Consider the following 25,804-nt stretch of genomic DNA (forward strand, 5'->3'; position numbering starts at 1 on the left):
CGATATGGTTTCCTGAGTCGCGACGCCGAACGGACTCACTTGCGACCGCGGACTCGCCAGGCCCTCCCCCACGAGAGAATAATCATAATGTTCTATAATGCTGTTCTTGCGAACGAATTGTGAATACAAACAGCTTTAATAGACGTTATGTTCTCAAAGTGGGTAGACAACGACCGGGTTGCGACTCGACCCGACGGCGGGTCGAGACCGGTCGCGTGGTCGCTCGAACGATGTCAGGACCCACCTCGAAGACGACGGTCGGAGCGCTCCGGAAGACGACGGACTCGTCGTTCGTCTCCGCTGTACTGACGTGGCTCGCGTGGTCGCTGTTCGCCGCGAGCGTCGCCGTCCTCGTCGCCCGACTCCGACTCGGCGCCTCGTGGGAGGTGCCCGGCGCGGTCGCCGTCGACGGACTGACCGTCCTGCTGTGGACCGTCGTCACGTTCTTCAGCGGGATCGTCCACAGCTACTCCCGGCGCTACATGGCCGGGAGCGCCCACGAGACCGACTTCTTCCTCGGGATCTTCTCGTTCACGCTCGCCGTGATGGCGCTCGTCGCGGCCGACCACCTCACGCTGTTCTGGCTGTGCTGGCTGGCGATGGGGCTCTTGATGGCCCGGCTCATCGGGACCGTCGACGGCTGGCCGCAGGCCCGCGCGGCCGCGAGCGTCGCCCGGCGGCACTTCCTCGCGAGCAGCGCGCTCCTCGGCGTCGCCCTATTGACGCTGTGGCGGGCGACCGAGGCGACGACGATCTCGGGTATCGCCGCGAGCGCGGACGGGCTCGGCGGCCCCACGCTGCTCGTCGCCGGGGGCGCGCTCGTCCTCGCGGCGATGATCCAGTCCGCCCTCGTCCCGTTCCACGGGTGGCTGCTCTCCTCGATGACCGCTCCCACGCCCGCGTCGGCGCTGATGCACGCCGGCTTCGTCAACGCCGGCGGCATCCTCCTGACCCGCTTCGCGCCCGTCGTGACGGCCGAAACCGGGCTCATGCTCGCCCTCGTGGTCGCGGGCGCCGCGAGCGCCCTCGGCGGGAAGCTGCTCAAGACCGTCCGGTCGGACGTCAAGGGCGAACTAGGCTGCTCGACCGTCGGGCAGATGGGCTTTATGATCGTCCAGGCCGGGCTCGGCTTCTTCGCCGCCGCCGTGACGCACCTCGTGTTACACGGGTTCTACAAGGCGTACCACTTCCTGAGCGCGGGCGACGAGGTCGAGCGCACGGCCCCGACGGAGACCGAGTCGGAACTCGGGGGAACGGGCGTCGCGGGTGCGGCCGTCGTGTTGCTGACCGGGCTCGCCGGCGGCGCGACGTTCGCGGTCCTGACGGGGAAGGGAACGAGCCTCGACAGCGGGCTGCTGCTCGCCGGGTTCGTCACGCTCACGACGCTCCACGCGGCCCGGAGCGCCGTCCGGCAGACCGGTCTGTCGACGGCGGCCCGCTACGGCGCCGTCCCGCTGGTGGCGCTCCCGGCCATCGCCGTGTACGCGCTCGCGTACGAGGCCGTCTCGGGGCTGCTCGCCGGGCTCCCCGTCGTCTCGGCGCCGACCGAACTGACAGCGCTCCACGCGCTCGTCGGCGTCGCCTTCCTCGCGGCGTACGTCGCGATCGAGACCGGCGTCTACGAACGGAGCGAGCGCCTCTACGTCGCCCTGCTGAACGCGGGGCAGCCCGCCCCGGAAACCGTCCTGACCGCCACGGAGGAATACGATGAACGCTGAATCCACCACCGAAGACGACGCAGACGCCATCGGAGACGCTATCGAGACGGCCGCGACCGCCGTCGGGTCGGTCTGGCCGGTCCACTCGTTCGTAACCGCGAACCCCCTCGCCGGCTTCGAGGACCGGCCGTTCGACGAGGCCGTGAGCCGGGCGGCGGACCTTCTCGGCGGCCGCGGCTACCCGCGGGCGGCGACGTTCCGGACGGCCCTCGACGAGGGGCGGATCGACGCCGACCTGCTCGACGAGACCCTGACCGACCGCGGCTACGAGGCCGGTCCCGAAGCCCTGCTGGACCGGCTGGAATCCGCCGAGGGGACGGACGAACCGAGCGACGCCGGCGCCGCGACGCGCCCGGATTCCGACGCCGAGCGCGTCGACCGCGTGCTGACGAAGTGGCTGTCGGCCTTCCTCGACGAGGGGCGGGCCGAGTGGTCGATGCCGAACCGCGAGGCGGGGTTCTACGACGCGTTCCGGTCGGTCGCCCAGCACGACGACGAGATCCCCGATCGGGGGCTCGCAGCCGACCTCCCGGCGTCGCCGACGGCGGCCGTCGAGTCCGCGCTGGAGCCGTATCCCGACGACCGGTGGCAATCGATCTTCGAGGCGCAGTTCGCCGCGCTCCCCGGGTGGACCGGGCTGCTCAAGCGCCGCGCCGACGACGGCGGCGCGTGGCAGTCCGCGTACCCGATCACGCTGACCGGGTACCTCGCGGCCCGGCTCGCGCTGGCGGACGCCTTCGGTGTCGACCTCGCCCCGCCGGCCGAGTCCGACGGTCCGGTCGTCGACGCGGAGGACGAGATCGCGGCAGCGTTCCTGAGCGCGTGGGAGGCGACGTACCGCGACGCGCTCGTCGAGCGGGTCGCGGCCGAGAGCGAGGCCCGCCACGGCGAGCGCGGGGCCCGCGCGGACGGCGGCGCGTCCGGACGCCCGGACGCCCAGCTGGTCTTCTGTATCGACACGCGCTCGGAGGTGATCCGTCGGCACGTCGAGGCGACAGGGGACTACGAGACGCACGGCTACGCCGGCTTCTTCGGCGTCCCGATGGAGTACCAGGGGTACGACGACGACGTGTCGATCGACGCCTGTCCCCCGATCCTCGACCCGCAGTACCGCGTCGCCGAGGTCCCGACGGACGACGGCGCGCGGGCGAGCCGCGACCGCTGGGCGCGCGCTCGCGAGGCCGCGGGCGAGGCGATCGAGACGCTCCGCTCGAACCCCGCGACCGCCTTCAGCTTCGTTGAGGGCGCCGGCAGCGGCTACGGGCTCGCGCTCGCGGCGCGCACGCTCCTTCCTGCCCGGGTGTACGACCTGCTCTCGACGACCGACGACGCGGTTCCGGGCGATCACGAGTTCTGCGAACCGGGCGTCCACCGGCGGGACGGCGCTCCCGGAGCGCTTCCGACCGGTCTGACTCGCGACGAGAAGGTCGAGTACGCCGCGACCGCGTTCGAGCTGATGGGGTGGGAGGAGTTCGGTCGCCTCGTCGTCTTCACGGGCCACGCGGCCGAGACGGCGAACAACCCCCACGACTCCAGCCTGGACTGCGGTGCCTGCGCCGGCAACCCCGGCGGCCCGAGCGCCCGCGTCCTCGCGGCGATCTGTAACGACCCCGAAGTGAAGACGGGACTGCGCGAGCGCGGCCACGACGTGCCCGACGACACCGTCTTCCTCGCCGCCGAACACAACACGACGACCGACGAGATCGAGCTGTACGACGGGGACGTACCGGACTCGCACGCGGCGGACCTCGAACGGCTGCGCGCGGACCTCGACGCCGCCCGCGAGGCGGCAGCCGCCGAGCGGGTCGGACCGGCGGGCGAGGCCGACTCGGCCGGACCCGGGGGCGCGGCGGGCGTGCGCGAGGCGGAACGGCGGGCCGCAGACTGGGCCGAGACGCGCCCCGAGTGGGGGTTGGCCGGAAACGCCGGCTTCGTCGTCGGGCCCCGGCCGCTGACGAGCGACCTCGACCTCGACGGGCGCGCCTTCCTCCACTCGTACGACTGGGCGACCGACCCCGACGGGACGGCGTTGGAGGCGATACTGACGGGCCCGATGGTCGTCACCCAGTGGATCAACGCGCAGTACTACTTCTCGACGGTCGACAACGCCGCGTACGGCAGCGGGTCGAAGGTGACCCACAACCCGGTCGGCAACGTCGGCGTCTATCAGGGCAACGGCGGGGACCTGATGACCGGCCTCCCGCTCCAGTCGCTCATGGCCGACGCCGACACGGCGTACCACCAGCCGCTGCGGCTCTCGACGGTCCTCCACGCGCCCGTCGACCGCGTCACCGATATCCTCGCCGACAACGAGGCGGTGGCCGGACTGCTGGACAACGACTGGCTCTCGCTGACGGTCGTCGACCCGACGCGGGACCACCGCGCGTTCCGCTACGAAGAGGACTTAGAATGGACGCCGGCGCCCGCGGCGGCCGAAGCGCGCCCCGGAACGGCGACGACGCCGGCCGTCGCCGACGACTGAGATCGGTTCGCCACGGAACCCGGCGAGCGGAGCAAGCGCGGCCGCCCACGCGACGGCGCCGAGAGCCACGCCTGTTTCGTCTCGATCCGGAAGGACACAGCACAGGGAGAGCGTCCCGCTCGGCGACGCGTTCTCAGCGGGCGGGCGACGGTACGTGGTGGGCGTCCCCGGACCGAGTGATCTCGGTCAGTACAGCAGTTCGTCGTCGTTCTCGATCATGTACAGCGACCGGGCGGCGATGTTGACCGCGTGGTCGCCGACCCGTTCGAGGTCGCGGATCGTGAGGAGCAGCCGCGAGACGTTCTGCATGGTACCCTCCACGTCCTCGTCTTCGCGGAGCTCGTCGCGCTCGATGAGGTCGCGGACGACGAGGTCGCTCGCGGCCTCGCAGGCGGCGTCGACTTCGTCGTCCGACTCGGCGACGGCGTAGCAGCGCTCTGCGTCAGACTCCGCGTACGCGTCCATCGCCTCGTCCAGCATCGCCAGCGTGTCGTCGCCGATGCGCTGGACGTCGACGTCGGGGAACACCTCGCGGTCGGCCCGCTTGGCGTACTCGCCGAGGTTCGTCGCCAGGTCTGCGATCCGTTCGAGGTCGGTGATGATCTTGAACGAGGCCGCGATGAACCGCAGGTCCCCGGCCACCGGCTGCTGGAGCGCGATGAGGTCCGTACACTGTCCCTCCAGTTCGAGGTAGAGGTCGTTGATCTCGGCGTCGCCGGCGATCACCTCTTCGCCCAACTCCTCGTCCTGCTGTTCGAGCGCGTCGAGCCCCATCCGCAGGCGCTCGGCGACGACCTCGCTCATGTAGAGGACGTCGTCGCGGAGGTCTTCGAGCTTCGTCTGGTACTGTTCGCGTGGCATCTTGGCAGATCCGCCACGCCCGACGCACAAAAACACGTCGGCGGCCGGTTCCCGAACGCGGCAGCCGGGCGGTCGACGAATGACCGAGCGGAGCGACGAGGGAGCGGCCGCGACGACACCGACGCGTCGGCAGCGGTCACGACCCCGCGTGACTCGGACGGTACCGGACGGGTTCGGCCGGTGACGGACTGGTTCGACCGGTAGCGGAGCCTCGGTCGAAGCGTTCAAACCCCGCGGCGACGACGGCTCGGATATGCAGAGCTTGGAAGACTTCGTCGTCGACGAGAACGAGGAGGCGCTCGCGCCCGCGGTGGTGCTCGCGACGATCGCGCTCCTCGCGGTGTTCGTCGTCGGAATCCTGGTCTCCGCGGTCGGGCTCGTCGCCTGACCCGTCCCGGCCGTTCGGGCAGGAGGACTCCGTCAGAAGCACCCCCGCGCCACGGCGTTTTTTGTGCCCGCGGCCGGGCGGGACGGTATGGACCGCCGGATACTCGCCGACCTCCTCGGCCGCAACGACGACCACGTCGCCGCTCTCCCTCCCGACGTTTTCGACAGCCACCGCGACGGCCAGCGCCCCGGCGTGGTTTCCGTCTGCTGTTCCGACTCGCGCGTGTCACAGGAGGGGATGTTCGCCGTCGACGAGCCGGGGTTCCTCTTCACCTCCGGCGCCATCGGCAACAGCGTGAGCGCGCTCGTTGACGGCGAGCGCGTCCTCGACGGGAGCGTGGCGTACCCGCTCCGGCACACCCACACCGAGGTCCTCGCCGTGGTCGGCCACACCGGGTGCGGCGCGGTCGGCGCCGCGCTCGCGGCGGCGCGCACCGGCGAGTTCCCGGCCGAACCGGGCGTCCGCGCCGCCGTCGAGGCGCTGCTGCCGATCGTCGAGGCCGGGCTCGACGACCCGGCCGTCGTCGGCGAGGGTGACGGCGAGGCGGTCGACGGCACGACCGACGAGGACGCCGAGAGCGACGCCGGTGTCTCGGTCCGCGACCGGCTCGTCGAGTACAACGTTCACGAGCAGGTCGCGTTCGCCCGCGGCAGCGACGAGGCGGCCGACGCGACCGTGTACGGCTTCGTGTACGATCTCCACGGCGTCTACGGCGACCGTGACGGCGTCGCCTACCTCGTCAACGCCGACGGCGAGCGCGACCCGGCGGCGCTGCGCGACCTCGTCGGCGCGTCGCACGACGACCACGTGGCGACGCTCCTGTAGCGCGAGGGGCTCCAAGCCGCCGAGATCGGGAGGCACCGGGACGCCAAGGGCGAGGGGATCGCATCCGACAACCGTTTTACGGCGACGCCCAAATGGGGTTCAAATGGACCGACGCGTCCTGTTCGCGACGCTGATCCTGCTGGCCGGCGGCGCGACCGGGGTGGGCGTGGCGCTGTTCGCGTTCGTCGGCGTCGACGACGCCACCACCGAGACGACGATCGTCTGGGAGTCCGGGCCGGCGCCCGGCGACGACGGCAGCGGCGCGGCGGTCGCGACCGTCGACGGCGAGCCGCTCCTCTTCCGCCCCGCGGCCGAGGACGGGTCGCGGGTCGTCCGCGCGACGGCCGTCGGGACCGACGAGACGCCTTGGTCGGTCCCGGTCTCCGGCCCGGACGCGGAGCGCGGCGGCGGGGACGCCGGCGACACGAACGGCTCCGACGGCAACGGCCCGGTCGGCGTCAGCGGGCTCACCGCGGGCACCCTCGCCGGCGACCCGGTCGTCGCGCTCACGACGGCGCCGGGGGAGCTCGTCGTCCTCGACGCCGCCGACGGGACGGAGCGGTTCGCGGTCGACCTCGGCGGTCCGAGCGGGGTCCGCCCCGCGATCGGCGACCTCACCGGCGACGGAAGTCGGGAGGTGGCCGCGGTCACGACCGACGGGGGCGTTCGCGTCGTCGACGCCGCGGGCGACTCGGTCGCCGAGGCCTCGCTGGCGGGCGAGATCAGCCGCCGACCGCTCATCGTCGAACCAGACGCTGAGGCCGACGAGCGGGGCGGACTCGCGGTGCTGACGACCGCGGGCGCCCCCGCGACGGTCCACATGCTCGACGCGAGCGGCGGGACGCGATGGACGACCGAGCCGACCGTGAATCCGCTGAGCTGGAACGCGGCGGACAGCCGGGACGGGCCAGTGCTCGCGCTCGGCGGCGCCAACGGGAACATCGAGACGCTGGAGACGAGCGACGGCTCGGACCGGTACGAGGTCGGCCTTCAGGATCTCCCGGTCGCGATCGGCGATGCGGACCCCGGACGGGTGTACGTCGGCGGCTCCGGGAGCGTCTGGGCCGTCGACCTCCTCGACGGCGAGGTCGTCTGGAAACAGCAGTACGGTGCCTCGACCCGGATCAACGAGCCGCGCATGGGCGACGTCGACGGCGACGGCGAACTCGCGCCCGTGGTGGTCAACCGCGACGGCGAGGCCCTCGCGATGACCCAACAGGGCGAGGTGACCGCCCGGGGCGGTCCCGCCGAGGTCGTCGCGTACGGCGGTCCCCTGTTCGCCGACGTCACCGGCGACGGCGGTGACGAGGTGATCGTCGTCGCGGACGACGGGACCGCGATCGCGGTCGACACGTGATTCCGGGAGCGGCGCTCGGCGGCAGTTTATGCCGGCAAGGCAGAGCAAAACCAACCGACTGCGCCGCACTCAGCGCGAATATTCACCGGAAACGCGGTGTGTCGCGTGAGCGGTAGCTCTGTGCGGGATCGGACAGCGGAGAAACGGTAGACGCTCCGCGAGCAGTCGCGTCAGTGAGATTCGTCCTCGTACACCCACGCGGCGGTGTCGAGGTCGTAGTCGACGAGCTCCTCGTCGTCGAAGAACAGGTCGATCTCGCGCTCGTTCGCGCCCTCGTCCTCGTGGTCCGACGCGTGGATCACGTTGTGGCCGAGGTCTAAGCCGAAGTCGCCGCGGATCGTGCCCGGGGCGGACTCGGCGGGGTCGGTCTCGCCGACCATCGCGCGGACCTGCCGGGTCGCGTCCGCGCCCTCCCACACCATCGCGAAGACGGGGCCGGAGGTAATGAACTCGACGAGGCCGTCGAAGAACGGCTTGTCCTCGTGTTCACCGTAATGGTTCTTCGCGAGATCCTCGTCGAGCTGGACGAACTTCCCGGCGACGAGCTTGAGCCCGCGCTCCTCGAAGCGGGAGACGATCTCGCCGATGAGACCGCGCTGGACGCCGTCGGGCTTCACCATCACGAAGGTGCGCTCGTCGTGGTGGCTCACTGCTCGTCGCCTCCGGCCCGGTGACCCTCCTCGGTCCACTCGACGTCGCGCGCCTCGCGGCCGAGGAAGTAGTTCTTCTCCGCCTTCGAGTCGACGAAGTGGAGGATCTGTCCGTCCTTCTTCACGTACATCGTGCCCGTGCCGGGCTCGATCTCCTCACCGCTGTAATCGCAGGTGCGTGTCTCGACCATTGGTTATCGGCCTCCGATGGAGTCGGCGTCGCGCTGGGTCTCCCGCAGCTGGAGCACGTCGCCCAGACGGACGGGACCCAGGACGTTCCGGGTGATGATCCGGCCCTGGTTCGATCCCTCCTGGATGCGGCACTTGACCTGCATGGCCTCGCCGTGCATCCCGGTCTTGCCGACGACCTCGATGACCTCCGCGGTCGTCGAGTCGCCGGTGCCCTCTTCTGCGCTCATGGGTGGTTATCGGAGCTCCGCGACCTTCTCGCCGATGTCCTCGACGTCGTCGGCGGCGTCGCCGGCGTCGACGACGGCGGCGGCGGCCGAGCCGACCTCGAGGCCGGCGGCTTGGCCGACCTCGTCCTGCGTGTCGACGAAGGCGACGGGGATCCCCTTCTCCTCGGCGAGCTCGGGGAGGTGCATCACGATCTCCTCGGGGGAGACGTCCTCGGCGACGATGACGAGGTCCGCGTTGCCGCGCTCGACGGCCTTGGTGGTCTCGTTGGTTCCTTTCTTCACGGTACCGGTGTCTCGGGCGACCTCGAGCGCTTCGAGGGATCGCTCCGCGAGGTCCGCCGGGGTGTCGTAGTCTACGTAAACGGGCATATGTTGTTCACCTATCCTCCGTGCGGGCTCGCGTGCCCGTCCCGTGGTCGGTCCCTAACGGAACGGCACATCATCAACCCCACAGAGGCTGTGCCCCGTGGTAGTCAGGACATCCATAAAAGCGCTTTCAATGTCTCGCGCGTGTGCGAGCGGGAGTCACGGGGCGAGATCGCGGGCAGGACCGGCGGTACCGCGGTCGCCGTCGCACCGCCCGCGGCGGACCCGGCGACACTCCGCGCTTTTTATGCGTCGCTCGCCCCTCAGTCGACTCGACGAATGGTCCGCCTCGTTCACTACTCCGACATCGAGAACGTCTTCGACGCCCCCGAGCGAGCGGCGCGCCTCGCCGGCCGGATCCGAGCGCTCTCGGGCCCCGACGCCGCGGTCGTCGGCACCGGCGACACGACCGCGCCGGGCGTCCTCTCGTTGGTCGCGACGGGCAGGCAGGTCCTCGACTTCTACGAGGTGACTGACACCGCCCTCGACACGTTCGGCAACCACGAGTTCGACTACGGTCCCGACCCGCTCCGCGGCCTCGTCGCCGACTCGCCCGCGACGTTCGTCTCCGCGAACGTCCGCGGTGAGGCCGGCGAGCCGTTCGGCCGCGACGAGGGCGTCGTCCCGTGGGCAACCCGCGAGGTCGACGGCGAGACGGTCGGGTTCGTCGGCGTCACCGACCCCGCGACGGACTCGCTTAACCCCATGGCCGCCGACCTCTCGTTCGACGACCCCGTCTCGGCCGCGCGCGACGCGCTGGCCGAGATGCGCGCCGCGGTCGCCGAGCGCGAGAGAGGCGGGGGCGGCGACGAGGGCCTCAATCACGTCGTCGTCCTCTCGCACCTCGGCGCGGGCGACGACGACCTCGCCCGCGAGCTCGACGTCGACGCGATCGCCGGCGGCCACGTCCACAGCCGTCGGAACGAGGTCGTCGACGATACCCTGCTCGTCCGACCCGGCGTCAACGGCGAGGCGGTGGCCGAGATCGACCTCGATTCCGAGCCGCCGGCCGCGACGCTCCACGAGCCCGACGGGGCCGACCCCGCGCCGGGGCTCGCCGACGCGCTCGCCGAGCGGATGGCCGCGGCCGACCTCGACGAGACCGTCGACACCGTCGACCGACCGATCGAGCGGTCCGGCGACGTGGTCCACGGCGGGGAGTGCCGCGTCGGCAACTTCGTCGCGGACGCGTTCCGGTGGGTCCACGACGCCGACGTGGGGCTGTCGAACGCGGGCGGGCTCCGCCAGGGCGACCCGTGGACGGGCGACGTGACGAAGGCCGACCTGATCAGCCTGATCCCGTTCGAGGAGCCGGTGGCGCTCGCGTCGGTCACCGGCGCGGAGCTCAGCGACGTGTTCCGCGAGATGGCCGCCCCCGACGTGGACTTCGGCGAGGACGACTGGTGGCACGGCCACGTCTCGAACGCCCGGGTCGTCTGGGACGACGACGCCGAACTGGTCTTAGAAGCCACCGTCGGGGGCGAGCCTATCGACCCGGACGCGCGCTACACGGTCGCCGTCTCGGAGTACCTGCTCCACTCCGAACACGAGTACCCGACGCTCGGCCAGCGTCATCGGGTCGACGAGGCGGACATCCAGTACGAGGTGTTGGCCGCTTACGCCCGCGAACACGGGATCGCCCCCGAAATTGAGGGACGGATCGAGATCCGGAACCGGGCCCCCGCGGCGGACGACGACTGAACGAGCGGCGACGGGCGGGTGGTCGGGATGCGAGTGTCGGATCGCGTCTCGAAGCGGCGAGTCCGGCGTCACGGCCCCGGTAGGTTCGGTCGGGTCACCGAGAGAGAGTTTAACACTGTTTGTTTCGTGTGTACATATAGCACATGGACGCGCTTGACGAGGTGCTCGGGAAGTACGCGACGAGCCAGAAGCTGATGGATCACATCAGGTACACTGCCGAATCGCTGAGCATGGAATTCGACGGCTGGGGCGAACAGTACGTGAGCGGTCCCAGTCTCTACGTCCTCATCGTCGCCGAGGTGAACTTCGCCGACTACACCGACCCCCTCGGCGACAACGAGTGGCCGGTCGACCGGTGCCGCGTTGTCACGGAGTCGCGTGATACGTTCACGAAGGTCGCCCGGGACGTGGCGTTCAGTCGAGACGGGGCCGTCATCGTGACCGGCGACGGTACCGTTCAGCGACAGATGGTGCGGGTCCGGAACCCCTCTCGCGGCGAGATCGAAGACGTCGACGGCCTCGAGTTCCCCGGCTGGATGGGGACCAAACACATGAGCGCCTTGGAGACGTCGCTCCGCGACGACGTCCTCTGGGGAATCACGCTCAGCGAGGAGGACGGACGCGTTACGACGTTCCTGAACGGTACGTACCAGGACTACCCTCGCGACGAGATCGGGGGGCGGTGGCGACCCGAGACGTAGGCGGACGCCCCACTGAGCGACGACCGCGAGGTTTCGGCGGGACCGTGCGCGTCCGTCGCCGCCACGGCTACTCGAGGTCGACCTCGACGTCGCGCTGGAGTCCGGCCGCCTTCACCGTGTTGTACAGCAACATCGCGCGCGTCATCGGCCCGACGCCGCCGGGGACCGGCGTGATAGCGCCCGCGACTTCTTCCGCCGACTCGTAGTCCACGTCGCCCACCAGCTCGTACCCCTTCTCGGTGTCGGCGTCGACGCGGTTGATCCCCACGTCGATCACGGTCACGCCCTCTTTGAGGGTTGAGCCGTCGACGAACTCGGGGATGCCGGCGGCCGCGACGACGATGTCCGCGTCGGCCAGTTCCCCCTCTAGGTCTTCGGTTCGGGAGTGGCAGACGGTCGTCGTCGCGTTGCCGGTCGGGGACTTCTGTATCAGCAGGTTCGCCATCGGCTTGCCGACGATGTCGGAGCGGCCGACGACGACCGCGTCCGCGCCCTCCGTCTCCACGTCGTAGGCGGCGAGCAGCTTCTGGACGCCGTGGGGGGTACAGGGCTTGAACCGGGCGTCGCCCGCGACGAGGCGGCCGACGTTCTCCGGGTGGAAGCCGTCAACGTCCTTCTCGGGGGCGATCCGCCGGAGGACGGTCCGCTTGTCCACGTGGTCCGGGAGCGGGAGCTGGACCAATATCCCGTGAACGTCGTCGCGGTCGTTGAGGTCGTCGATCGTCTCGTACAGCCGCTCGGCGGGCGCGTCCGCGTCGATCTCGACATGGAAGCTCTCGATGCCCACCTCCTCGCAGTCGCGCTGTTTCATCGAGACGTACGTCTCGCTGGCGGGGTCGTCGCTCATCAGCACCGTGGCGAGGCCCGGCTCGACCCCGGAGTCGGACAGCCGCGACACCTCGTCGGCGACCGCGTCTCGCACGTCCGCCGCGACCGCCTCCCCGTCGATGATCTCCGTCATGAGCGATTCTCGTCGTCCCCGCGGTAAAAGTGAACCGGGATCATGCGTATCGAGTCTCTCACAACTCCTAGGTTATACGTATATGTGGATCGGCTACTCCGGGAACAGCTCTTCCTCGCGCTCGACGGCGTCGATCGCGGCGACCTCCGCGTCGGTCAGTTCGAGGTCGGCCGCCGCGAGGTTGGCGCGGAGGTGGGCCTCGCTCGACGCCTTCGGGATCGTCACCACCGGCTCCTTCGCGGCCGCCCACGCGATCGCGACCGCCTCGGGCGTCGCGTCGTGCGCCTCGGCGACCGCGGCGACGGCGTCGATCTCGCGCACCAGACCGCCAGCGAGCGGCGAGTAGGCGACGACCGGATACCCGTGTTCGCGGGCGTGACCGAGTAGCTCGGGTCGGAGGAACAGCGGGTGGAGTTCGGTCTGGTGGGCCGCGGGCGGCCGTCCGAGAACCTCGATCGCGCGGTCGAGGTCCGCGACCTCGAAGTTCGAGACGCCGACGTTCCGCACGAGTCCGTCGTCGCCCACGCGGTCGATGGCGGGCAGTGTCGTCTCGGGGTCGTAGTCGCCGCGAGGGCGGTGAACGTACAGCAGGTCTATCGCGTCGACGCCGAGCCGGTCCGCGCTCTCGCGGGCCGCGGGCGCGACCGCGCCGGCCGCGAGGTCGTCTGTCCAGAGCTTCGTCGCGACGGTCACGTCGCCGCGGTCGAGGTCGCCGTCGGCCAGCCCGGCGGCGAGCCCGTCGCCCACGACCGCCTCGTTGTCGTAGATCCGAGCGGTGTCGAGGTGGCGGTAGCCGACGGAGACCGCCGTCGCGACCGCACCCGGATCGTCGATCCCCATCGTTCCGAGACCGACCGGCGGGAGGTCCATGTCGCGACGTGCGCGGGACGGGAACTAAAGGCTCTCGCCGTGTGAGCTGGACGGCGGGGCCGCGCTCGCGGCCGTGAGTTGACCCAGCAGTTACGAGCGCGGCCCTCGTACGGACGCTCATGTTTCCCTCCCCCTTACATAGTCGTCGACCCGTCCTCCAGCGCTCGCGCGTCGCGTCGGTGGTCGGCGCCGACGCCGCATGAGCCGGACCGGCGCGTGGTCGCTCCCGACGGCCGCGGGACGCGTCGCGGTCGCCCCGGGCGAGATACGCGTCCGGAACCGACCCGACCGCGTGTGCGTCGAGGGGCTCCGGGCCCTCGCGAACGGCCGAGCGCCTTCCGTCGGTCGCGACGTTTCGGGGTCGGCGGTCGCCGCCGCTATCGCCGCGCTCGGGACGCTACTGGAGTGGGTCGGCAGCGGCGGGACTGGTGGCGGGATCGCCGCGTTCGGGCTCGTGACCGGGTTCGCCGGGGTTTGCGTCTCGGCCGTCCGGAACGCGCGGACGGAGATACCGCTGCGAGACGTCCGGCGCGCCGAGTTCAGGGACGGCGACGTGGTCGTCGTTCACGAGGACGAAGACGGCGACGCGGTCGAGACGGCCTTCCGACCGCGGTCGCCCGCGGCCCGGAACGACGCGGCGCTCGCGCTCCGCCTTCGCGGCGTCGACCTGCGCGGTGCCGACGACGCCGACGGCGTCTCCCGGACCGTCGTCGACGCGCCCGAGACGGAACTCGTCGCGTGAACCGTGACGGCTCGTCCCGTTGTCCTACCGGGGTTCACCGCGTCATCGACACCGACCGCTCGACGACCTCGTACCCCTGCGCGGCGAGCGCCTCGGCGTAGTACCGCTCGGCGACCCGCCCCTGCGGGAGCCGCCGGAGGCCGAACCGGCGCGTCGGTCGCAGTTCGAGGTCGACGACGGTCCCGCCGTCGGTCGTCTCGCGGACCGTCGCCGCGTACGAGGCCCACGGCCGACCGTCCGCCGTCCCCTCTATCTCGACCGTCGCGACCGGCGGGTGGTCGGAATCGCTCTCGCCGACCGCGGCGTCGTCGACCGCGTCCCTCCCGCTCACGTCGACGGAGAGGTCGAGTTCGACCGACTTGAGGCCGAGGAGGTACGAGAACTCGTAGGTCGCGTCCGTCCCGGGCGCGCTTCTGTCGGTAGCGGCGTCGGTCGACGCTGCCGTGTCGGCGGCGCTCCGGACCTCGTCGGCGACGCCCCACTGGAACGCGAGGTTCGGCGGTCTCGCCGACCCGAACCGCCGGACGACCGCTCCGGGCGACGCGTCCGTCCGGAGGCGAGTCGAGCCGCGCCGTCGAAACACGGGCACGCGGAGCGCGACGACGATGACGGCGCCGACCGCCACGCCGGGCCAGAACGAGATGGCGACGACCGCCGCGAGAAATGCGACGACGACGAGCAGCGCGAGGGTCCAGCCGACGGCGCGCTCCGCCCGGCGGTAGCGAGCGACGACGGACCGCACGTCCGATGCGTCTGTGTCGAGGGGCTGACTCGCGGAGGGCGAGGGCATCGCTCGCGCTTCGGGGACCGATCACATGTCCGTTTTGATCGCGCGGCCGTCGCGAGTCACACGCCGAATCAGATCCCGCCGTCGGCGTCGGGCGGCGCTCGCCCGCAGATGCTCACGAGGTCGTGGAGGTCGTCGATCTCGTAGGTCGGGTGGCAGTCCAGTTCGGTCGACCGGCGGTGAGGGCGGCGGAGGAACGCGGAGTCGATTCCCGCGTTGTCGGCCGCGCGCACGTCCGACTCGTTGTCGCCGACGAACAGCGCCGTCTCGGCGCCGAGGTCTTCGAGGGCGCGCTCGATGTAGTACGGCGAGGGCTTCTTCCGCGAGAGGCTGGCCACCGAGGGGTCGCGGCCGTACGCGACCTCGAAGTGGTCCGCGAGCCCGAAGTGGTCCAAGAGCGCGTCGACGGTCGCCTGCTGGTTCGAGGAGACGACGCCGAGGGAGGCGTCCAGCGCGCGGACGACGTCCACGTCGTCGTACGGCGTCTTCTGTCCCTCCCGGGCGGCGTCGATCTGCGCCGCCGACGCGACCTCGTCTCTGACCCGCCAGAACTCCGCCGGGTCGACGCCGTAGCGCTCGCAGATGTCGGCCAGGGTGGCGGGGTCGACCCCGACGGCGACGTCGTCGACGTGGGCGAGGTCCGGGTCCTCGACGCCGAGGCTCACGAAGGCGTCCCAGGCGGCCTCGCGGAGCGTGTCGAACGGCGTCCGCCCGACCAACACCCCGTCGTTGTCGAAGACGACGGCGTCGTACACGCATCGCCGTGGGTGGGTAACGGGCAAAAAGCTTTCACACGTCGGCCGGTCGGTGCCTCAGACGCCGAAGAGCCGGAGGAAGAGCCCGGCGAGCAGCGCCAGCGCACCGACGATCACGCCGACGAAGGGGATCGGTACCGGGAGCGGGATCACGATCAGCGCGACGCCGACGGCGATCAGCGCGGTCGAGAGCCTCACGGGATCGCTTCGCCGTCGACGCTCAAATACCTTCAGGCGGATTGCGCGCGGCCGACGACCGCCCCCGGCGAGCGCGATGACTCCCGCACTTTCAATACCCGTCCCGTCGAACTCTCAGAACGGACCATGAACATCTCTGATATCGCAGTGCCGGAATACGTCGAGGTCGACGTCGACGAGCGTCTCGCCAAGGTCCGTTCTATCTTCGAGCGAGAGAACCCGAAGGGGATCGTCGTCGTCGAGGACGGCGAGTACGCCGGGGTCGTCGGGGAGAAACAGCTCATGCGCTCGCGCATGGAGGACGACACGAAGGTGTCGGCGGTGATGAAGCCGGCGCCCTCCGTCGACCGTCACGAGGACGTCCGCGAGACCGCCCGGCTCCTCGTCGAGGGCGACGTGAAGATCGCGCCCGTCTACGAGGGCGAGAAGCTCTTCGGTATCGTCACGGTCGACCAGATCCTCGAGGCCGTCCTCGACAGCCTCGACGCGATCACCGTCGGCCAGATCGCCACCGAGGACGTGATCGGCATCGGTGAGACTGAGAGCGTCGGGCGCGCCATCAACCGCCTCCGCGAGAACGGCGTCTCCCGACTGCCGGTCCTCGGCGACGACGGCGACCTCGTCGGCGTCGTCACCACGAACGACATCGTGGAGTTCGTCGTCCGCGACCAAGAGCGACAGGGCAGCGGCGACCGCGCGGGCGACATCGACCGGATGCTCGACATCCCCGTCTACGACATCATGTCGAGCCCCGTCGTCACCGCGCGGAACGCCGAGACCGCCCAGGCGGTCGTCGAGCGCATGTTCGACAACGACGTCTCCGGGCTCGTCGTCACGCCCGAGGGCGTCGACACCGTCGCCGGGATGGTGACGAAGACCGACGTGCTGCGCGCGCTCACGTTCACCGAACAGGATTCGATGGACGTCCAGATCACCAACGTCGACCTGTTGGAGGGGACCTCCCGCGAACACATCGTTGAGTCCATCGAGCAGGTCGCCGACAAGTACGCGGACATGCACGTCATCCACGCGCACGTCCGACTCCACGCGCACAAGGAGAAGCTCCGCGGCACGCCCCTGATCCAGTGTCAGATCCGCCTCCGCACCAACGAGGGTCAGGTCGGCGGCTCCGGCGAGGGGTACGGCGCCGAACACGCCTTCCACGTCGCGCTCGACAAGCTGGAGCGGAACGTCTTGGAGATCAAGGGCGTCAACGCTGACGAAGAATACCGCGGCCAGCTCCTCCGGAAGCTCGGCGACCTCTAAGTCGGTAGCGACCCGCGACGGCGGACGCGCGCTTCGCGTCGCCGTCGACAGACCCCGACCGCACCGCCGGGACGGGACCGTCTCCGGCGTGCGTTTCCGTCGCTGCGTCTCATTCTTCCCCGCCGATCACGCGTCCGAGCCCTCGGCGAGTCCGTCGCCGACGATCCGGAAGGTCGCGGTGTCGCCGGCCGGCTTCGACCGGTGCTTCTCGAGGGTGGCACGGCGGTTCCCACCGCGGTACCGGTCGACGCGCAGGATGGCCCCGGTCCAGTGGTTGAGGGTGTTCCCGCCGAGCGCGCGGTCGCGGTCGCCGTCCGGGTCGGTGAACACCTGGTTCGTGATGATCACAGCGATGTCGTGACGGCGGGCTAACGAGAGGAGGTGCGTCACCTGCTTCGCGACCTTCCGGAGCGACTCGCCGCCCTCGGTGTCACCGGCGCGCTCCAGCCGGTAGAAGCCCGTCGCGGAGTCCAACACGATCAGCTCGACCTCCTCGGCGAGCTCCTCGGCGTCGCGCACCGCCTCGCGCTGGTCGTCGAAGTCGTACGCCTCGGAGATCACGAGCCGCGAGGCGATCGAATCGACCGTCTCGTCGGTGTCCGGGTCGTCGGCGCGGCCCGCGGCCAGCTGCTCGAACCGATCGATCGAGAGCCCCTCGGTGTCGACGTAGAGGGCGCGGTCGCCGCCGGCCGCGACCTCCACCGCGGCCGCGAGCGCGAGGTTCGTCTTCCCGGCGGCCGGCGGCCCGTACACCTGCGTGACGACGCCGCGCTCGAAGCCGCCGCCCAACAGCTCGTCGACCGGGCGACAGCCGGTCGGGATCGGATCGCTCACTGTGAAGTGATCCGCCCGCGCTCGTATTTAAACGGTCGATCGGGTCGCCGTCGGGAGAGCGCCGTCCCACGTCGAAATGAGTCACTCCCCGTCGGAGAGAGCCGGCGCTCGTCGGGGTGTAATAAGTGTGAGAGAAACGGAGATAGGCGCCATTCGCGTCGAACGACGGCCGAAATCCGGTAGTGCGTGCGGACGCGCCGTCCGCTACGTGGGGGTTAGTTGCGGACGAGGTTCGTCGCGCGGGGTCCCTTGGGGGACGATTCGATGTCGAATTCCACTTCCTGACCCTCCTCGAGGTCCGGGCCGCCGACGTCTTCCATGTGGAAGAACACGTCTTCGTCGTCGTCGAGGTCGCCGTCGTCAGTCGAGATGAAACCGTAGCCGCCAGTGTCGTTGAAGAAATCAACCTTACCGTTTGCCATTGCGAATAAACGTACAGCCCGTTTGGGCATAACCCTTGCGAGGGCCACGGTACCACGGAGGTTCCGGACGTTCGTCTATCGGGGATATTCCGTGTACGGCCGTCTCTCAGGGGCGTCTCGCCGGTCTGCGGCGGTCGCGGTCGTGTTCACCGCGCGCAACCAGCCGCGGGGTTCATTTACGAGCGACTACGTAGTTCGGGCAACAACATGGAGCGCCGCCACTTCCTCCGATCGCTCGCCGCCACCGGAACCGCCGCCGGCGCGACCGCCACGGCCGGCTGCGCCGGCGTCCTCGGCGACTCCGGCGACGACGGGACGATCCTCGGCCCGCCGGAACAGAATCGCGGCGAGCCGGTCCACCCGATCCACGGCGACGAGATGCCCGAGTTCACCGTTCCCGACCCGATCGCGGGCGAGGAGATATCGACGACGCAGTTCGAGGGCGAGCGCGCGTTCCTGTGGACGTCCTTCTACACCAACTGCCCCGACGGCGTCTGTCCGGCGCTCATCCTCCGGCTGCGGCGCGTTCAGGAGGTCGCCGCCGAAGAGGGGTTCGGCGACGAGGCCGCGTTCCTCCCGCTCACCTTCGACCCGGAGCGCGACACGGCGGACGTGCTCCGCGAGTACGCCGGGCAGCGCGGCGTCGACCTCGACGCCGGGAACTGGCACTTCCTCCGCCCGGAGAGCTACGAGGCGGGCGTGGAGCTGATGGACGAGAACTTCGGACTCAAGATCGAGAAGACGGACGGCGAACAGTACGAGAACCTGGAGTACGCGTTCCCGCACTACGGGCTCATCCTGCTGGTCAACAAGCGGGGTATCGTCGAGCGGGCGTACCCGCGCGGGCCGGCCACCGACGTCGAACGGATCGTCGACGACTTCCGACGGGTGGTCACGGCGTGAGGCGACGGCACCTCCTGGCGGGGCTCGCGAGCGCCGGGGCGCTCGGCGGCGCGGGGGCCGTCGCGACCGGCGGGGTACCGGACGCGCTCGGCGGCGGCGACGCTCCAGAACCGATCGAGCCGGTGACGCTCGACACGGTCGACGCGCCGGGGAGCCGCGATGGCGAGGTGACGCTGCCCGCCCCGGACCGACCGACGTTCGTCGACTTCTTCGGGACGTGGTGCCCGCCCTGCGCCGAGCAGATGCCGGCCCTCGCGGAGGCGCACGATCGGATCGGCGACGAGGTGCTGTTCGTGTCGGTGACGACGGAGCCCGTCGGTGAGGCGGTCAGCGAGGAGACGGTGGCCGAGTGGTGGCGGGAGAACGACGGCGACTGGCTCGTCGCCGCCGACGTCTCCGCCGAACTCGCGGCGCGACTCAACGTCGGAAGCTACCCGAGCGCGCGCGCCGTCGACGCCTCCGGGCGCGTCCGCTGGGCCACGTCCGGGACCCACACCACCGAGGAGTTCATCGAGGGTATACGGCAGGCGCTCGACAGATGACGGGGCGACCCGACTCATGACCGACGTCTCGCTTGCGACAAACGTCCCGCTGGCCGTGACCGCGGGTGTGACAACGTTCTTCTCGCCGTGCGCGTACCCGCTCCTGCCGGGATACGTGGGCTTCTACGTGAACTCCGTCGACGCCGACTCCGCGTCCGTCGTCGGGGCGGGGGCTCGAGGGATCGCGGCCGCGGTCGGCGTGTTAGCGACGTTCGCGCTGCTCGCGGGCGCGACCGTCCGGATCGGCTACTCGACGCTGTCGAACATCACGGTGTTCGAGACGCTCGTCGGCGGGCTGCTGATCGCCTTCGGACTGCTCGTGGTCTCCGGGCGCGCGCCGTCGATATCCGTGCCGCTGCCGGAGCGGCGGTCGAGCGTGTTCGGGTTCGGCGTCTTCGGCGCGGGGTACGCACTGGCCGGCGCCGGCTGTGTGGCCCCGGTGTTTCTCAGCGTCGTCGCCCGGGCGATCGCGCTCCCGTCCGAGACGGCGGTACTCCTCCTCGCCGTCTACGCCGGAACCGTCGCCGTCCTGATGGCCGCGACGACCGTCGCGACGGGCGTCGGTCTCGTCAGCAACGCCAACCGGGTGATGAACCACGCGGGACTGCTGAAGCGGATCGCGGGCGCCGTGATGATCGTCGCGGGGATCGGCCAGCTGTACCTCTCGCTGGTCGTGTACTGAGGCCGGACTCGTCTCCCGAACACGGACGGGCCGCGTCTCGCTCCCCGAAACGGGTCCCGTAGATTCTTAATCGATACAGCAGAACTTCCGTACAGCCGAACCGATCGGTTCGGTCCCCGTACCATGAACCTAGACGAGTTCACCGCCGCGAACGCACCGACCGACAGCGCGGAACCGTTCCAGCGCGAGAACAGCTACACCCTAGACGTCGATGTCGACGGCACCGTCATGGCGAAGGCCGGCTCGATGGTGGCGTTCACGGGCGACGTGTCCTTCACCGGGAAGGCCTCCGCGGAGGGCGGTATCACCGGGTTCCTCAAGGAGGCCGCTACGAGCGAAGGAACGCCGATCATGGCCGTCGAGGGGCAGGGCCACGTTTACTTCGCCGACGACGGCAAGAAGGTCCAAGTCGTCGAACTCGACGCCGGCGAGTCGATCACGGTCAACGGCGAGGACGTGCTCGCCTTCGAGGAGTCGCTCTCCTACGAGATCAACACGATCGACAGCCTCGCCGGCGCGCTCGCCGGGGGCTTCAGCAACGTCTATCTCGAGGGGCCGGGCTACGTCGCGATCACCACCCACGGCGACCCGATCGTCCTCGAACCGCCGGTGTCGACCGACCCGAGCGCGACCGTCGCGTGGAGCGGCACGTCGCCGGACGTGGAGGTCAACCGCAGCCTCTCGGACATGATCGGCCAGGAGTCGGGCGAGCGCTACCAGATGCGCTTCGGCGGCGAGGGGTTCGTCGTGGTCCAGCCGCGCGAGGAACACGTCTGAGGCGGCGACGGAAAGTCAGTCCGGTAGCCCGGGGCTATCGCGCCGCCAGCCAGCCGGCGAAGTCGTCGGTGAGGAAGCCGCCGTAGTCGACGACGCCGAGGTACAGCACGACGACCACGACGATCAGGATCGGGACCCGGACCGCCCAGATCCAGACTGCGTCGAGGCCGGCGCCGTCAGCGATCCCCTTTCTGAGCTCCTCGCGGCCGACGTCCGGGATCACCCAGCCGACGAACAGCGCGAGCAGCAGCGAGCCGAGGACGAGCAGGATCCCGTCCGCGAGCCCGTCGTACAGGCCGAGGAAGATCGAGTCGATCGTGACCGGGACGCCGAGCAGGAAGACGGCGGCTCCGAGCGCGGCCGACGCGGGCACCCGGGCGACACCGACCTCGTCGATGAGGTAGGAGACGAGCACCTCGAGGATACTGATCGCGGAGGAGAGCGCGGCGATCCCGACCATGCCGAAGAAGACGACGCCGAGGATCCGGCCGCCGGGAATGCCCGCGAACGCGGCGGTGAGGCTCACAAAGATCGTCCGCGGGCCGCCGGCGCCCGGTTCGATCCCGATCGAAAAGAGGACGGGGAAGACGACGAAGCCGACGAGGACGGCGACGAGCGTGTCCAGCGCCGCAATGATCCCGGCGTCGGCCGCGAGGTTCCGGTCCTCGCCGAGGTAGGAGGCGTACGTTATCATCACGCCCATCCCGAGCGACAGCGTGAAGAACGCCTGTCCGGCGGCGGCGGGGAGGATCTCAGTCCAGTTCGCGGCGATTGTGGCGAAGTCGGGCGAGAGGTAGTAGGCGTACGCCGCGCTCGCGCCGTCGAGGGTGAACCCGTACGCGGCCAGTCCGACGAGCAGGACGAGTATGGCCGGCACCATCACCTTCACGCTCAGTTCGATCCCCTGCCTGACGCCGGCGGCGATGATCCCGACGACGAGCAGCATGAACATGGCGTGGAAGAGGAGGGTGTCGAGCCCGGTCGAGACCGACTCGTACAGCGCGTCCGCGGCCGCCGGGTCGGCGACGGTGAACCCCTCTGTGATCCCGATGAGCGTGTAGCGCAGGAACCACCCCGCGACGACGCTGTAGTACGAGAGGATGATGAAGCCGGTGACGACGAACAGCCAGCCGGCGGACGACCAGACGCCGCTGCCCAGTTCCCGAAGCGCCCCGACTGGGTTCCGGTCGGTGCGGCGCCCGATGACGAACTCCACGAGGATCGCCGGGAACCCGATCAGCGCGACGAACGCGAGGTAGGTGATCAGAAACGACGATCCGCCGTACTGGCCGGTGATGAACGGGAACCGCCAGATGTTCCCCAGCCCGACCGCGCTCCCGACCGCGGCGAGGATGAACCCCGCCCGCGTCGCCCACGTCTCGCGTGCCATTGGTGTGCTGGATGAAATCCCTCTCCCCGATAAAAACGTGTCTCTCTGGGCCGCTTACTGCTGATAATCGAACATGATCAATCGGTCACCGGCCCGGAAACGAACGTTCGCCGCCGTGCGTCCGTCGACACGTCGGCCGGTCGGACCCGCATCGGGGACCGTGAATTTAATAGCCGGACAGGGACCTCACGAGGTATGGAACGCGTAGATGTCGCGATCGTGGGCGGCGGGCCGGCCGGGTCGTCCGCGGCGCACGCGGCCGCGACCGGCGGGGCGGACGCCTTGGTCGTCGAGAAAGGGGTCCCCCGGGCCGACCGCGACGGCCTCGGTCCCGACTCGACCGACGCGGCCGGGATCTTGGACTACTGGGTGGACATCATGGGGATCCACCCCGACGAGTTCGACGACGGAGTAATTCAACGCGAGCTGAACCGCGCCGAGTTCCGGGGGCCCGACGAGTCGGCGACGCTCACTTCCACCGGCATCGACTCCTCGTACGACAAGTTCGGCTACACCTTCCAGCGGGCGCGGTTCGACGACTGGCTCCGCGACCGAGCCGAGGAGGCCGGGGCCGAGTACCGCGTCGGGACCTCCGTTCGCGGCGTCGACACTGACCTCTCGGTGGGCCCCGCCGACGGCGACCCGCGCCACACGCTCGAAATCGCGGACGGCGGCACCGTCGGCGCCGACTTCGTCGTTCTCACCGACGGCCCGCAGCGGACGGTGACGAACCGCGTCCTCGACGAGTACCTGCCCGCGGACGCGCAGGCCTCCGACCGGTTGGCCTCCCGGACCGCCAACCACATCGCGTATCAGGAGTATCGGCGCGTTCCCGAAGACGTGTTCGAGGAGGTCGAGGACGCGCTGGTCTTCTGGTGGGGCGTGATGCCGGGCGAGACCGCGTACCCGTGGATATTCCCGAACGCGGACCGCGTCTGCCGGGTCGGGCTGACGATGCCGATCGGCCTCGACATCGACGAGATCGACGCCTCGGAGTACGCCCTCCTCCGCGAGGACGACGAGTCGATCCCGCAGGGCGGCGAGTACATCCGCCGACTCTTGGAGTGGCAGTACGGCGACGAGTACGACATCGAGGAGGAGTTCCCGCTCGTCGAGGACGCGGGCAAGCGGGGCGGGACGGAGACGTACCCGATCTCGTCTACCCGGCCGATCGACTCGCCCGTGGAGGCCGGCATCGCGGTCGCGGGCGGCGCGATGGGGACCACGTCGGCGTTCCACGAGGGCGGCGATCACGTCGCGGTCCGCACCGGCGCGATCGCGGGCGAACTCGCCGCCGAGGGCGACTTGGCCTCGTATAACCGCCGCTGGAAGGAAGCGATCGGCGACGAGGTCGTCCGCAACGTGACGATGGCCGACATGGTCGCGGAGTACGAGCCCGCCGACTGGGACCGCGTCATCGGCGCGGCCGACGCGATGCTCGCCGCCGAGACCGGCGACGACCTCCTCTCGCAGCCGTACCGCTCCGGGTGGGAGTCGCTCAAGCTGCTGGTCGGTTACAAGTGGAACAAGCGCCGGGTGAAGAAGGGGTACGTCGGCATCGACGAGAGCGAGTACGTGTACTGACCCGCGGACGCCGTCGACCGCGTCGCCGGCGGCGCTGCCCCCGACGAGACCGGTCCCGCTACCGGATCACGGGCGCCGCCAGCTCCACCGGCTCCGCGTCGATCCCCGCCACGTCAACCGGTTCGGTCTCGTGGGTCGGCCACCGACCGGTCTTCGTGAGCCGCTCCGTCAGGTCCGGCGCGACGAGGTGCGTGTCCTCGCTTTTCGTTCCTCGGACCGTCGGATTCCACGCGTAGCCCATCGGCCACCGGACGGGCTCGTCGCCGTCGGGCGTCGCTATCCACTCTCGGCCCGCGAACCCGGCCGCGCCGCCCTGGTGGTGCTTCTCCCATTCGTCGGCGAAGCCGACCGCGTCGTACGCCTCTCGGATCGCCTCGAACACGTCGCCGGCGGCGTCGGGGGCGTCCGCGGACGCGGCGTCACCGTCTCCTCCGACGAGCGTCCCGGCCGCCGCGGCCTCGGTGGCTCGGATCGCGGTGGCCTCGACGCGCGCCGCGGCGCGGTGTCGCTCCTCGAACCAGTCCGGCGCGTCGAAGGCCACCGTCCGCGTCATCGAGGCGTAGAGCCCCGCCCGCTCCGCGGTGACCGAGACGAGCGCGTAGTCGCCGAGCGCGGCGTCGCTCGGGGTGTAGTGGCGGAACGCCTGCGCTCGCTCCGCGCCGCCGACGAGGACGACCGGCGTGTCCACGTCGCGGGAGGCGAGCGAGATGTCAATGCCGGCCGCGACCTCGTACTCCGGGTCGTCGGGTTCGAGGTTCCGGCAGACGGTCTCGACGGCGGCCGCGACCTCCCGACCCAGCTCGCGGTACCGCTCGACGTCGTCGTCGGTGAGGGGTTGTCGGAGCCGGCTCCCGTCGACCGCCTCGAAGCCGGGCACGTCGAAGTCCGCGGCGGCGGGCGCGGGCGACCGCTCGGCGACCGCCGGGGCGAGTGAGTCGGCGTACCACGGGAACGACTCGACCGCGAACGCGTCCGGAAGCTCCTCGTCGGCGAGCCGGTCCGCCTCGATGTCGTCGGCGATCACGCGGAGTTCGCCGTCGTAGCCAGCGGCCGCGACGCCCGTCGCCGCGTCGGCGTCCACGACGTTGTCGCCGCCGGTGAGCCACGCGAACCCGTTCGGCCGCGCGAACCAGACCGCTTCGAGTCCGCGCTCGGCGAGGTAGGCGTCCAGCCTGTCCGTGCGGGCGGCAAGGTCGACCATACGGACGGACTGTCGCCGAACGGGTAAAACCGGTCGGAAGCCGTCTGCGCGCGGACGCCGTGCGACCGCTCCGTACCCGCCGTCCGGTCGACACCGACCGACGACCCACCTGGGCCGCGACCGTCGCCGCGCTGTCTCCCGATCGAGCCGCCGGGCCGGCCCCGCGGGCGGTTCGAAACGAAAGGTTCAATTACGTTCCACGGAAACGACGAGATGCGTCAGTAAGCCCCTTCGGGTTGGTAGTCTAGCCCGGTTATGACACCTCCTTGACATGGAGGAGGCCGGCGGTTCAAATCCGCCCCAACCCACTCCCTTATAAGCGAAAACCGCACGACGGCGAGAAACGTTTATACCGTCGAAGGGGGGTCTTTATGAGTACCCCCGCGGAGACCACCGAGGACACCCGCGCTATCTGCGAGTTC

28 protein-coding genes and 1 tRNA gene are annotated in these 25,804 nt (G+C 70.3%); 15 read left to right on the top strand and 14 right to left on the bottom strand.

The window, feature by feature from the left end; genetic code table 11:
* Positions 1–230 precede the first annotated feature (230 nt).
* Both EXE51_RS12910 and EXE51_RS12915 read left to right on the top strand, forming a co-directional pair.
* A complete protein-coding gene (locus tag EXE51_RS12910; RefSeq protein ID WP_094520897.1) occupies positions 231–1,718 on the top strand; it encodes a proton-conducting transporter membrane subunit in 1,488 nt (495 codons plus the stop codon).
* Complete coding sequence (locus EXE51_RS12915; protein WP_137692810.1) at positions 1,708–4,200, top strand: DUF2309 domain-containing protein; 2,493 nt, start codon at positions 1,708–1,710, stop codon at positions 4,198–4,200. Before EXE51_RS12910 ends, EXE51_RS12915 begins: the two co-directional genes overlap by 11 nt.
* Positions 4,201–4,386: 186 nt before the next feature.
* Here EXE51_RS12915 and phoU read toward each other — a convergent pair whose 3' ends face one another.
* Positions 4,387–5,061, bottom strand: coding sequence for a phosphate signaling complex protein PhoU (phoU, locus tag EXE51_RS12920; protein ID WP_049930819.1), 675 nt, complete (start codon positions 5,059–5,061; stop codon positions 4,387–4,389).
* A gap of 253 nt (positions 5,062–5,314) precedes the next feature.
* Between phoU and EXE51_RS18145 the strand changes: the two genes are divergently transcribed.
* From EXE51_RS18145 to EXE51_RS12930, 3 genes are all read left to right on the top strand, one after another.
* Positions 5,315–5,449: a hypothetical protein gene (locus EXE51_RS18145; RefSeq protein ID WP_254921774.1), complete on the top strand. Its 135-nt coding sequence runs from the start codon at positions 5,315–5,317 to the stop codon at positions 5,447–5,449.
* 87 nt (positions 5,450–5,536) lie between these two features.
* A complete protein-coding gene (locus EXE51_RS12925) occupies positions 5,537–6,274 on the top strand; it encodes a carbonic anhydrase (protein ID WP_094582379.1) in 738 nt (245 codons plus the stop codon).
* A 103-nt stretch (positions 6,275–6,377) separates the two neighbouring features.
* On the top strand, positions 6,378–7,631 hold the full coding sequence (locus EXE51_RS12930; protein WP_137692811.1) for a PQQ-binding-like beta-propeller repeat protein: 1,254 nt from the start codon (positions 6,378–6,380) through the stop codon (positions 7,629–7,631).
* Between the two features lie 170 nt (positions 7,632–7,801).
* Here the strand turns inward: EXE51_RS12930 and ndk are convergent, their stop codons facing one another.
* The 4 genes from ndk to rpl7ae are packed head-to-tail and all read right to left on the bottom strand — an operon-like array spanning position 7,802 to position 9,069.
* Positions 7,802–8,281 carry a nucleoside-diphosphate kinase gene (gene ndk, locus EXE51_RS12935; RefSeq protein ID WP_049930823.1) on the bottom strand — a complete coding sequence of 160 codons (480 nt, stop codon included), beginning with the start codon at positions 8,279–8,281 and terminating at the stop codon, positions 7,802–7,804.
* On the bottom strand, positions 8,278–8,472 hold the full coding sequence (locus EXE51_RS12940; RefSeq protein WP_049930824.1) for a 50S ribosomal protein L24e: 195 nt from the start codon (positions 8,470–8,472) through the stop codon (positions 8,278–8,280). Before EXE51_RS12940 ends, ndk begins: the two co-directional genes overlap by 4 nt.
* A 3-nt stretch (positions 8,473–8,475) precedes the next feature.
* The gene (locus tag EXE51_RS12945) at positions 8,476–8,700 is read right to left on the bottom strand and encodes a 30S ribosomal protein S28e (RefSeq protein ID WP_004595321.1); all 225 of its coding nucleotides are present in this window, start codon (positions 8,698–8,700) and stop codon (positions 8,476–8,478) included.
* 6 nt (positions 8,701–8,706) lie between these two features.
* Positions 8,707–9,069 (bottom strand): 50S ribosomal protein L7Ae, encoded by a 363-nt coding sequence (gene rpl7ae, locus EXE51_RS12950; RefSeq protein WP_004595322.1) that lies wholly within the window; start codon positions 9,067–9,069, stop codon positions 8,707–8,709.
* 276 nt (positions 9,070–9,345) lie between these two features.
* On the opposite strand from rpl7ae, the gene EXE51_RS12955 reads away from it, so the two are divergent.
* Together EXE51_RS12955 and EXE51_RS12960 are read left to right on the top strand one after the other, a co-directional pair.
* The gene (locus EXE51_RS12955) at positions 9,346–10,767 is read left to right on the top strand and encodes a bifunctional UDP-sugar hydrolase/5'-nucleotidase (RefSeq protein WP_094552336.1); all 1,422 of its coding nucleotides are present in this window, start codon (positions 9,346–9,348) and stop codon (positions 10,765–10,767) included.
* Between the two features lie 143 nt (positions 10,768–10,910).
* The gene (locus tag EXE51_RS12960; protein WP_049930827.1) at positions 10,911–11,468 is read left to right on the top strand and encodes a diadenylate cyclase; all 558 of its coding nucleotides are present in this window, start codon (positions 10,911–10,913) and stop codon (positions 11,466–11,468) included.
* A gap of 67 nt (positions 11,469–11,535) precedes the next feature.
* On the opposite strand, the gene EXE51_RS12965 is transcribed toward EXE51_RS12960, so the two are convergent.
* Positions 11,536–12,429 (bottom strand): tetrahydrofolate dehydrogenase/cyclohydrolase catalytic domain-containing protein, encoded by an 894-nt coding sequence (locus EXE51_RS12965; protein ID WP_049930829.1) that lies wholly within the window; start codon positions 12,427–12,429, stop codon positions 11,536–11,538.
* 93 nt (positions 12,430–12,522) lie between these two features.
* Positions 12,523–13,299 (bottom strand): aldo/keto reductase, encoded by a 777-nt coding sequence (locus EXE51_RS12970; RefSeq protein ID WP_137692812.1) that lies wholly within the window; start codon positions 13,297–13,299, stop codon positions 12,523–12,525.
* Between the two features lie 199 nt (positions 13,300–13,498).
* On the opposite strand from EXE51_RS12970, the gene EXE51_RS12975 reads away from it, so the two are divergent.
* Positions 13,499–14,041: a hypothetical protein gene (locus EXE51_RS12975; protein WP_137692813.1), complete on the top strand. Its 543-nt coding sequence runs from the start codon at positions 13,499–13,501 to the stop codon at positions 14,039–14,041.
* Between the two features lie 34 nt (positions 14,042–14,075).
* On the opposite strand, the gene EXE51_RS12980 is transcribed toward EXE51_RS12975, so the two are convergent.
* The 3 genes from EXE51_RS12980 to EXE51_RS17790 form a co-directional block, all read right to left on the bottom strand.
* Positions 14,076–14,831, bottom strand: coding sequence for a hypothetical protein (locus EXE51_RS12980; protein WP_049930833.1), 756 nt, complete (start codon positions 14,829–14,831; stop codon positions 14,076–14,078).
* A gap of 68 nt (positions 14,832–14,899) precedes the next feature.
* Positions 14,900–15,583 carry an HAD family hydrolase gene (locus tag EXE51_RS12985; protein WP_049930835.1) on the bottom strand — a complete coding sequence of 228 codons (684 nt, stop codon included), beginning with the start codon at positions 15,581–15,583 and terminating at the stop codon, positions 14,900–14,902.
* 57 nt (positions 15,584–15,640) lie between these two features.
* Complete coding sequence (locus tag EXE51_RS17790; protein ID WP_169514831.1) at positions 15,641–15,781, bottom strand: hypothetical protein; 141 nt, start codon at positions 15,779–15,781, stop codon at positions 15,641–15,643.
* Between the two features lie 126 nt (positions 15,782–15,907).
* Here EXE51_RS17790 and EXE51_RS12990 point away from each other — a divergent pair, with 126 nt between their 5' ends.
* Positions 15,908–17,047: a CBS domain-containing protein gene (locus tag EXE51_RS12990; protein ID WP_049930836.1), complete on the top strand. Its 1,140-nt coding sequence runs from the start codon at positions 15,908–15,910 to the stop codon at positions 17,045–17,047.
* A gap of 126 nt (positions 17,048–17,173) precedes the next feature.
* Here the strand turns inward: EXE51_RS12990 and radB are convergent, their stop codons facing one another.
* Both radB and EXE51_RS13000 read right to left on the bottom strand, forming a co-directional pair.
* Positions 17,174–17,881, bottom strand: a complete 708-nt coding sequence (gene radB / locus EXE51_RS12995) for a DNA repair and recombination protein RadB (protein WP_086219108.1) — start codon at positions 17,879–17,881, stop codon at positions 17,174–17,176.
* Between the two features lie 215 nt (positions 17,882–18,096).
* Positions 18,097–18,303 (bottom strand): cold-shock protein, encoded by a 207-nt coding sequence (locus EXE51_RS13000; protein ID WP_004595330.1) that lies wholly within the window; start codon positions 18,301–18,303, stop codon positions 18,097–18,099.
* 207 nt (positions 18,304–18,510) lie between these two features.
* Here EXE51_RS13000 and EXE51_RS13005 point away from each other — a divergent pair, with 207 nt between their 5' ends.
* From EXE51_RS13005 to EXE51_RS13020, 4 genes are all read left to right on the top strand, one after another.
* On the top strand, positions 18,511–19,206 hold the full coding sequence (locus EXE51_RS13005; RefSeq protein ID WP_049930840.1) for an SCO family protein: 696 nt from the start codon (positions 18,511–18,513) through the stop codon (positions 19,204–19,206).
* Complete coding sequence (locus tag EXE51_RS13010; protein ID WP_137692814.1) at positions 19,203–19,748, top strand: TlpA disulfide reductase family protein; 546 nt, start codon at positions 19,203–19,205, stop codon at positions 19,746–19,748. Before EXE51_RS13005 ends, EXE51_RS13010 begins: the two co-directional genes overlap by 4 nt.
* A gap of 16 nt (positions 19,749–19,764) precedes the next feature.
* Complete coding sequence (locus EXE51_RS13015; protein WP_007345107.1) at positions 19,765–20,430, top strand: cytochrome c biogenesis protein CcdA; 666 nt, start codon at positions 19,765–19,767, stop codon at positions 20,428–20,430.
* Positions 20,431–20,553: 123 nt separating this feature from the next.
* Complete coding sequence (locus tag EXE51_RS13020) at positions 20,554–21,207, top strand: AIM24 family protein (RefSeq protein WP_049930842.1); 654 nt, start codon at positions 20,554–20,556, stop codon at positions 21,205–21,207.
* A gap of 34 nt (positions 21,208–21,241) precedes the next feature.
* Here the strand turns inward: EXE51_RS13020 and EXE51_RS13025 are convergent, their stop codons facing one another.
* A complete protein-coding gene (locus tag EXE51_RS13025; protein WP_137692815.1) occupies positions 21,242–22,597 on the bottom strand; it encodes a sodium-dependent transporter in 1,356 nt (451 codons plus the stop codon).
* 195 nt (positions 22,598–22,792) lie between these two features.
* Between EXE51_RS13025 and EXE51_RS13030 the strand changes: the two genes are divergently transcribed.
* Entirely contained in the window at positions 22,793–24,181 is a 1,389-nt protein-coding gene (locus tag EXE51_RS13030) for an NAD(P)/FAD-dependent oxidoreductase (RefSeq protein WP_137692816.1), read from the top strand.
* Positions 24,182–24,239: 58 nt separating this feature from the next.
* On the opposite strand, the gene EXE51_RS13035 is transcribed toward EXE51_RS13030, so the two are convergent.
* Positions 24,240–25,382 (bottom strand): Xaa-Pro peptidase family protein, encoded by a 1,143-nt coding sequence (locus EXE51_RS13035; protein ID WP_137692817.1) that lies wholly within the window; start codon positions 25,380–25,382, stop codon positions 24,240–24,242.
* Positions 25,383–25,615: 233 nt separating this feature from the next.
* On the opposite strand from EXE51_RS13035, the gene EXE51_RS13040 reads away from it, so the two are divergent.
* Positions 25,616–25,690 (top strand) — tRNA-Val (locus EXE51_RS13040).
* Positions 25,691–25,804: the final 114 nt, after the last annotated feature.

Source organism: Halorubrum sp. CGM5_25_10-8B (assembly GCF_005435095.1).
GTDB lineage: Archaea > Halobacteriota > Halobacteria > Halobacteriales > Haloferacaceae > Halorubrum > Halorubrum ezzemoulense.

What these genes read in the sequence shown, in the direction of transcription:
- EXE51_RS12910 (WP_094520897.1), top strand. Translation starts at nt 231, where the DNA reads ATGTCAGGACCCACCTCGAAGACGACGGTCGGAGCGCTCCGGAAGACG.
- EXE51_RS12915 (WP_137692810.1), top strand. Translation starts at nt 1,708, where the DNA reads ATGAACGCTGAATCCACCACCGAAGACGACGCAGACGCCATCGGAGAC.
- phoU (WP_049930819.1), bottom strand. Translation starts at nt 5,061, where the DNA reads ATGCCACGCGAACAGTACCAGACGAAGCTCGAAGACCTCCGCGACGAC.
- EXE51_RS18145 (WP_254921774.1), top strand. Translation starts at nt 5,315, where the DNA reads ATGCAGAGCTTGGAAGACTTCGTCGTCGACGAGAACGAGGAGGCGCTC.
- EXE51_RS12925 (WP_094582379.1), top strand. Translation starts at nt 5,537, where the DNA reads ATGGACCGCCGGATACTCGCCGACCTCCTCGGCCGCAACGACGACCAC.
- EXE51_RS12930 (WP_137692811.1), top strand. Translation starts at nt 6,378, where the DNA reads ATGGACCGACGCGTCCTGTTCGCGACGCTGATCCTGCTGGCCGGCGGC.
- EXE51_RS12940 (WP_049930824.1), bottom strand. Translation starts at nt 8,472, where the DNA reads ATGGTCGAGACACGCACCTGCGATTACAGCGGTGAGGAGATCGAGCCC.
- EXE51_RS12945 (WP_004595321.1), bottom strand. Translation starts at nt 8,700, where the DNA reads ATGAGCGCAGAAGAGGGCACCGGCGACTCGACGACCGCGGAGGTCATC.
- rpl7ae (WP_004595322.1), bottom strand. Translation starts at nt 9,069, where the DNA reads ATGCCCGTTTACGTAGACTACGACACCCCGGCGGACCTCGCGGAGCGA.
- EXE51_RS12955 (WP_094552336.1), top strand. Translation starts at nt 9,346, where the DNA reads ATGGTCCGCCTCGTTCACTACTCCGACATCGAGAACGTCTTCGACGCC.
- EXE51_RS12960 (WP_049930827.1), top strand. Translation starts at nt 10,911, where the DNA reads ATGGACGCGCTTGACGAGGTGCTCGGGAAGTACGCGACGAGCCAGAAG.
- EXE51_RS12965 (WP_049930829.1), bottom strand. Translation starts at nt 12,429, where the DNA reads ATGACGGAGATCATCGACGGGGAGGCGGTCGCGGCGGACGTGCGAGAC.
- EXE51_RS12970 (WP_137692812.1), bottom strand. Translation starts at nt 13,299, where the DNA reads ATGGACCTCCCGCCGGTCGGTCTCGGAACGATGGGGATCGACGATCCG.
- EXE51_RS12975 (WP_137692813.1), top strand. Translation starts at nt 13,499, where the DNA reads ATGAGCCGGACCGGCGCGTGGTCGCTCCCGACGGCCGCGGGACGCGTC.
- EXE51_RS12980 (WP_049930833.1), bottom strand. Translation starts at nt 14,831, where the DNA reads ATGCCCTCGCCCTCCGCGAGTCAGCCCCTCGACACAGACGCATCGGAC.
- EXE51_RS12990 (WP_049930836.1), top strand. Translation starts at nt 15,908, where the DNA reads ATGAACATCTCTGATATCGCAGTGCCGGAATACGTCGAGGTCGACGTC.
- EXE51_RS13000 (WP_004595330.1), bottom strand. Translation starts at nt 18,303, where the DNA reads ATGGCAAACGGTAAGGTTGATTTCTTCAACGACACTGGCGGCTACGGT.
- EXE51_RS13005 (WP_049930840.1), top strand. Translation starts at nt 18,511, where the DNA reads ATGGAGCGCCGCCACTTCCTCCGATCGCTCGCCGCCACCGGAACCGCC.
- EXE51_RS13015 (WP_007345107.1), top strand. Translation starts at nt 19,765, where the DNA reads ATGACCGACGTCTCGCTTGCGACAAACGTCCCGCTGGCCGTGACCGCG.
- EXE51_RS13020 (WP_049930842.1), top strand. Translation starts at nt 20,554, where the DNA reads ATGAACCTAGACGAGTTCACCGCCGCGAACGCACCGACCGACAGCGCG.
- EXE51_RS13025 (WP_137692815.1), bottom strand. Translation starts at nt 22,597, where the DNA reads ATGGCACGCGAGACGTGGGCGACGCGGGCGGGGTTCATCCTCGCCGCG.
- EXE51_RS13030 (WP_137692816.1), top strand. Translation starts at nt 22,793, where the DNA reads ATGGAACGCGTAGATGTCGCGATCGTGGGCGGCGGGCCGGCCGGGTCG.
- EXE51_RS13035 (WP_137692817.1), bottom strand. Translation starts at nt 25,382, where the DNA reads ATGGTCGACCTTGCCGCCCGCACGGACAGGCTGGACGCCTACCTCGCC.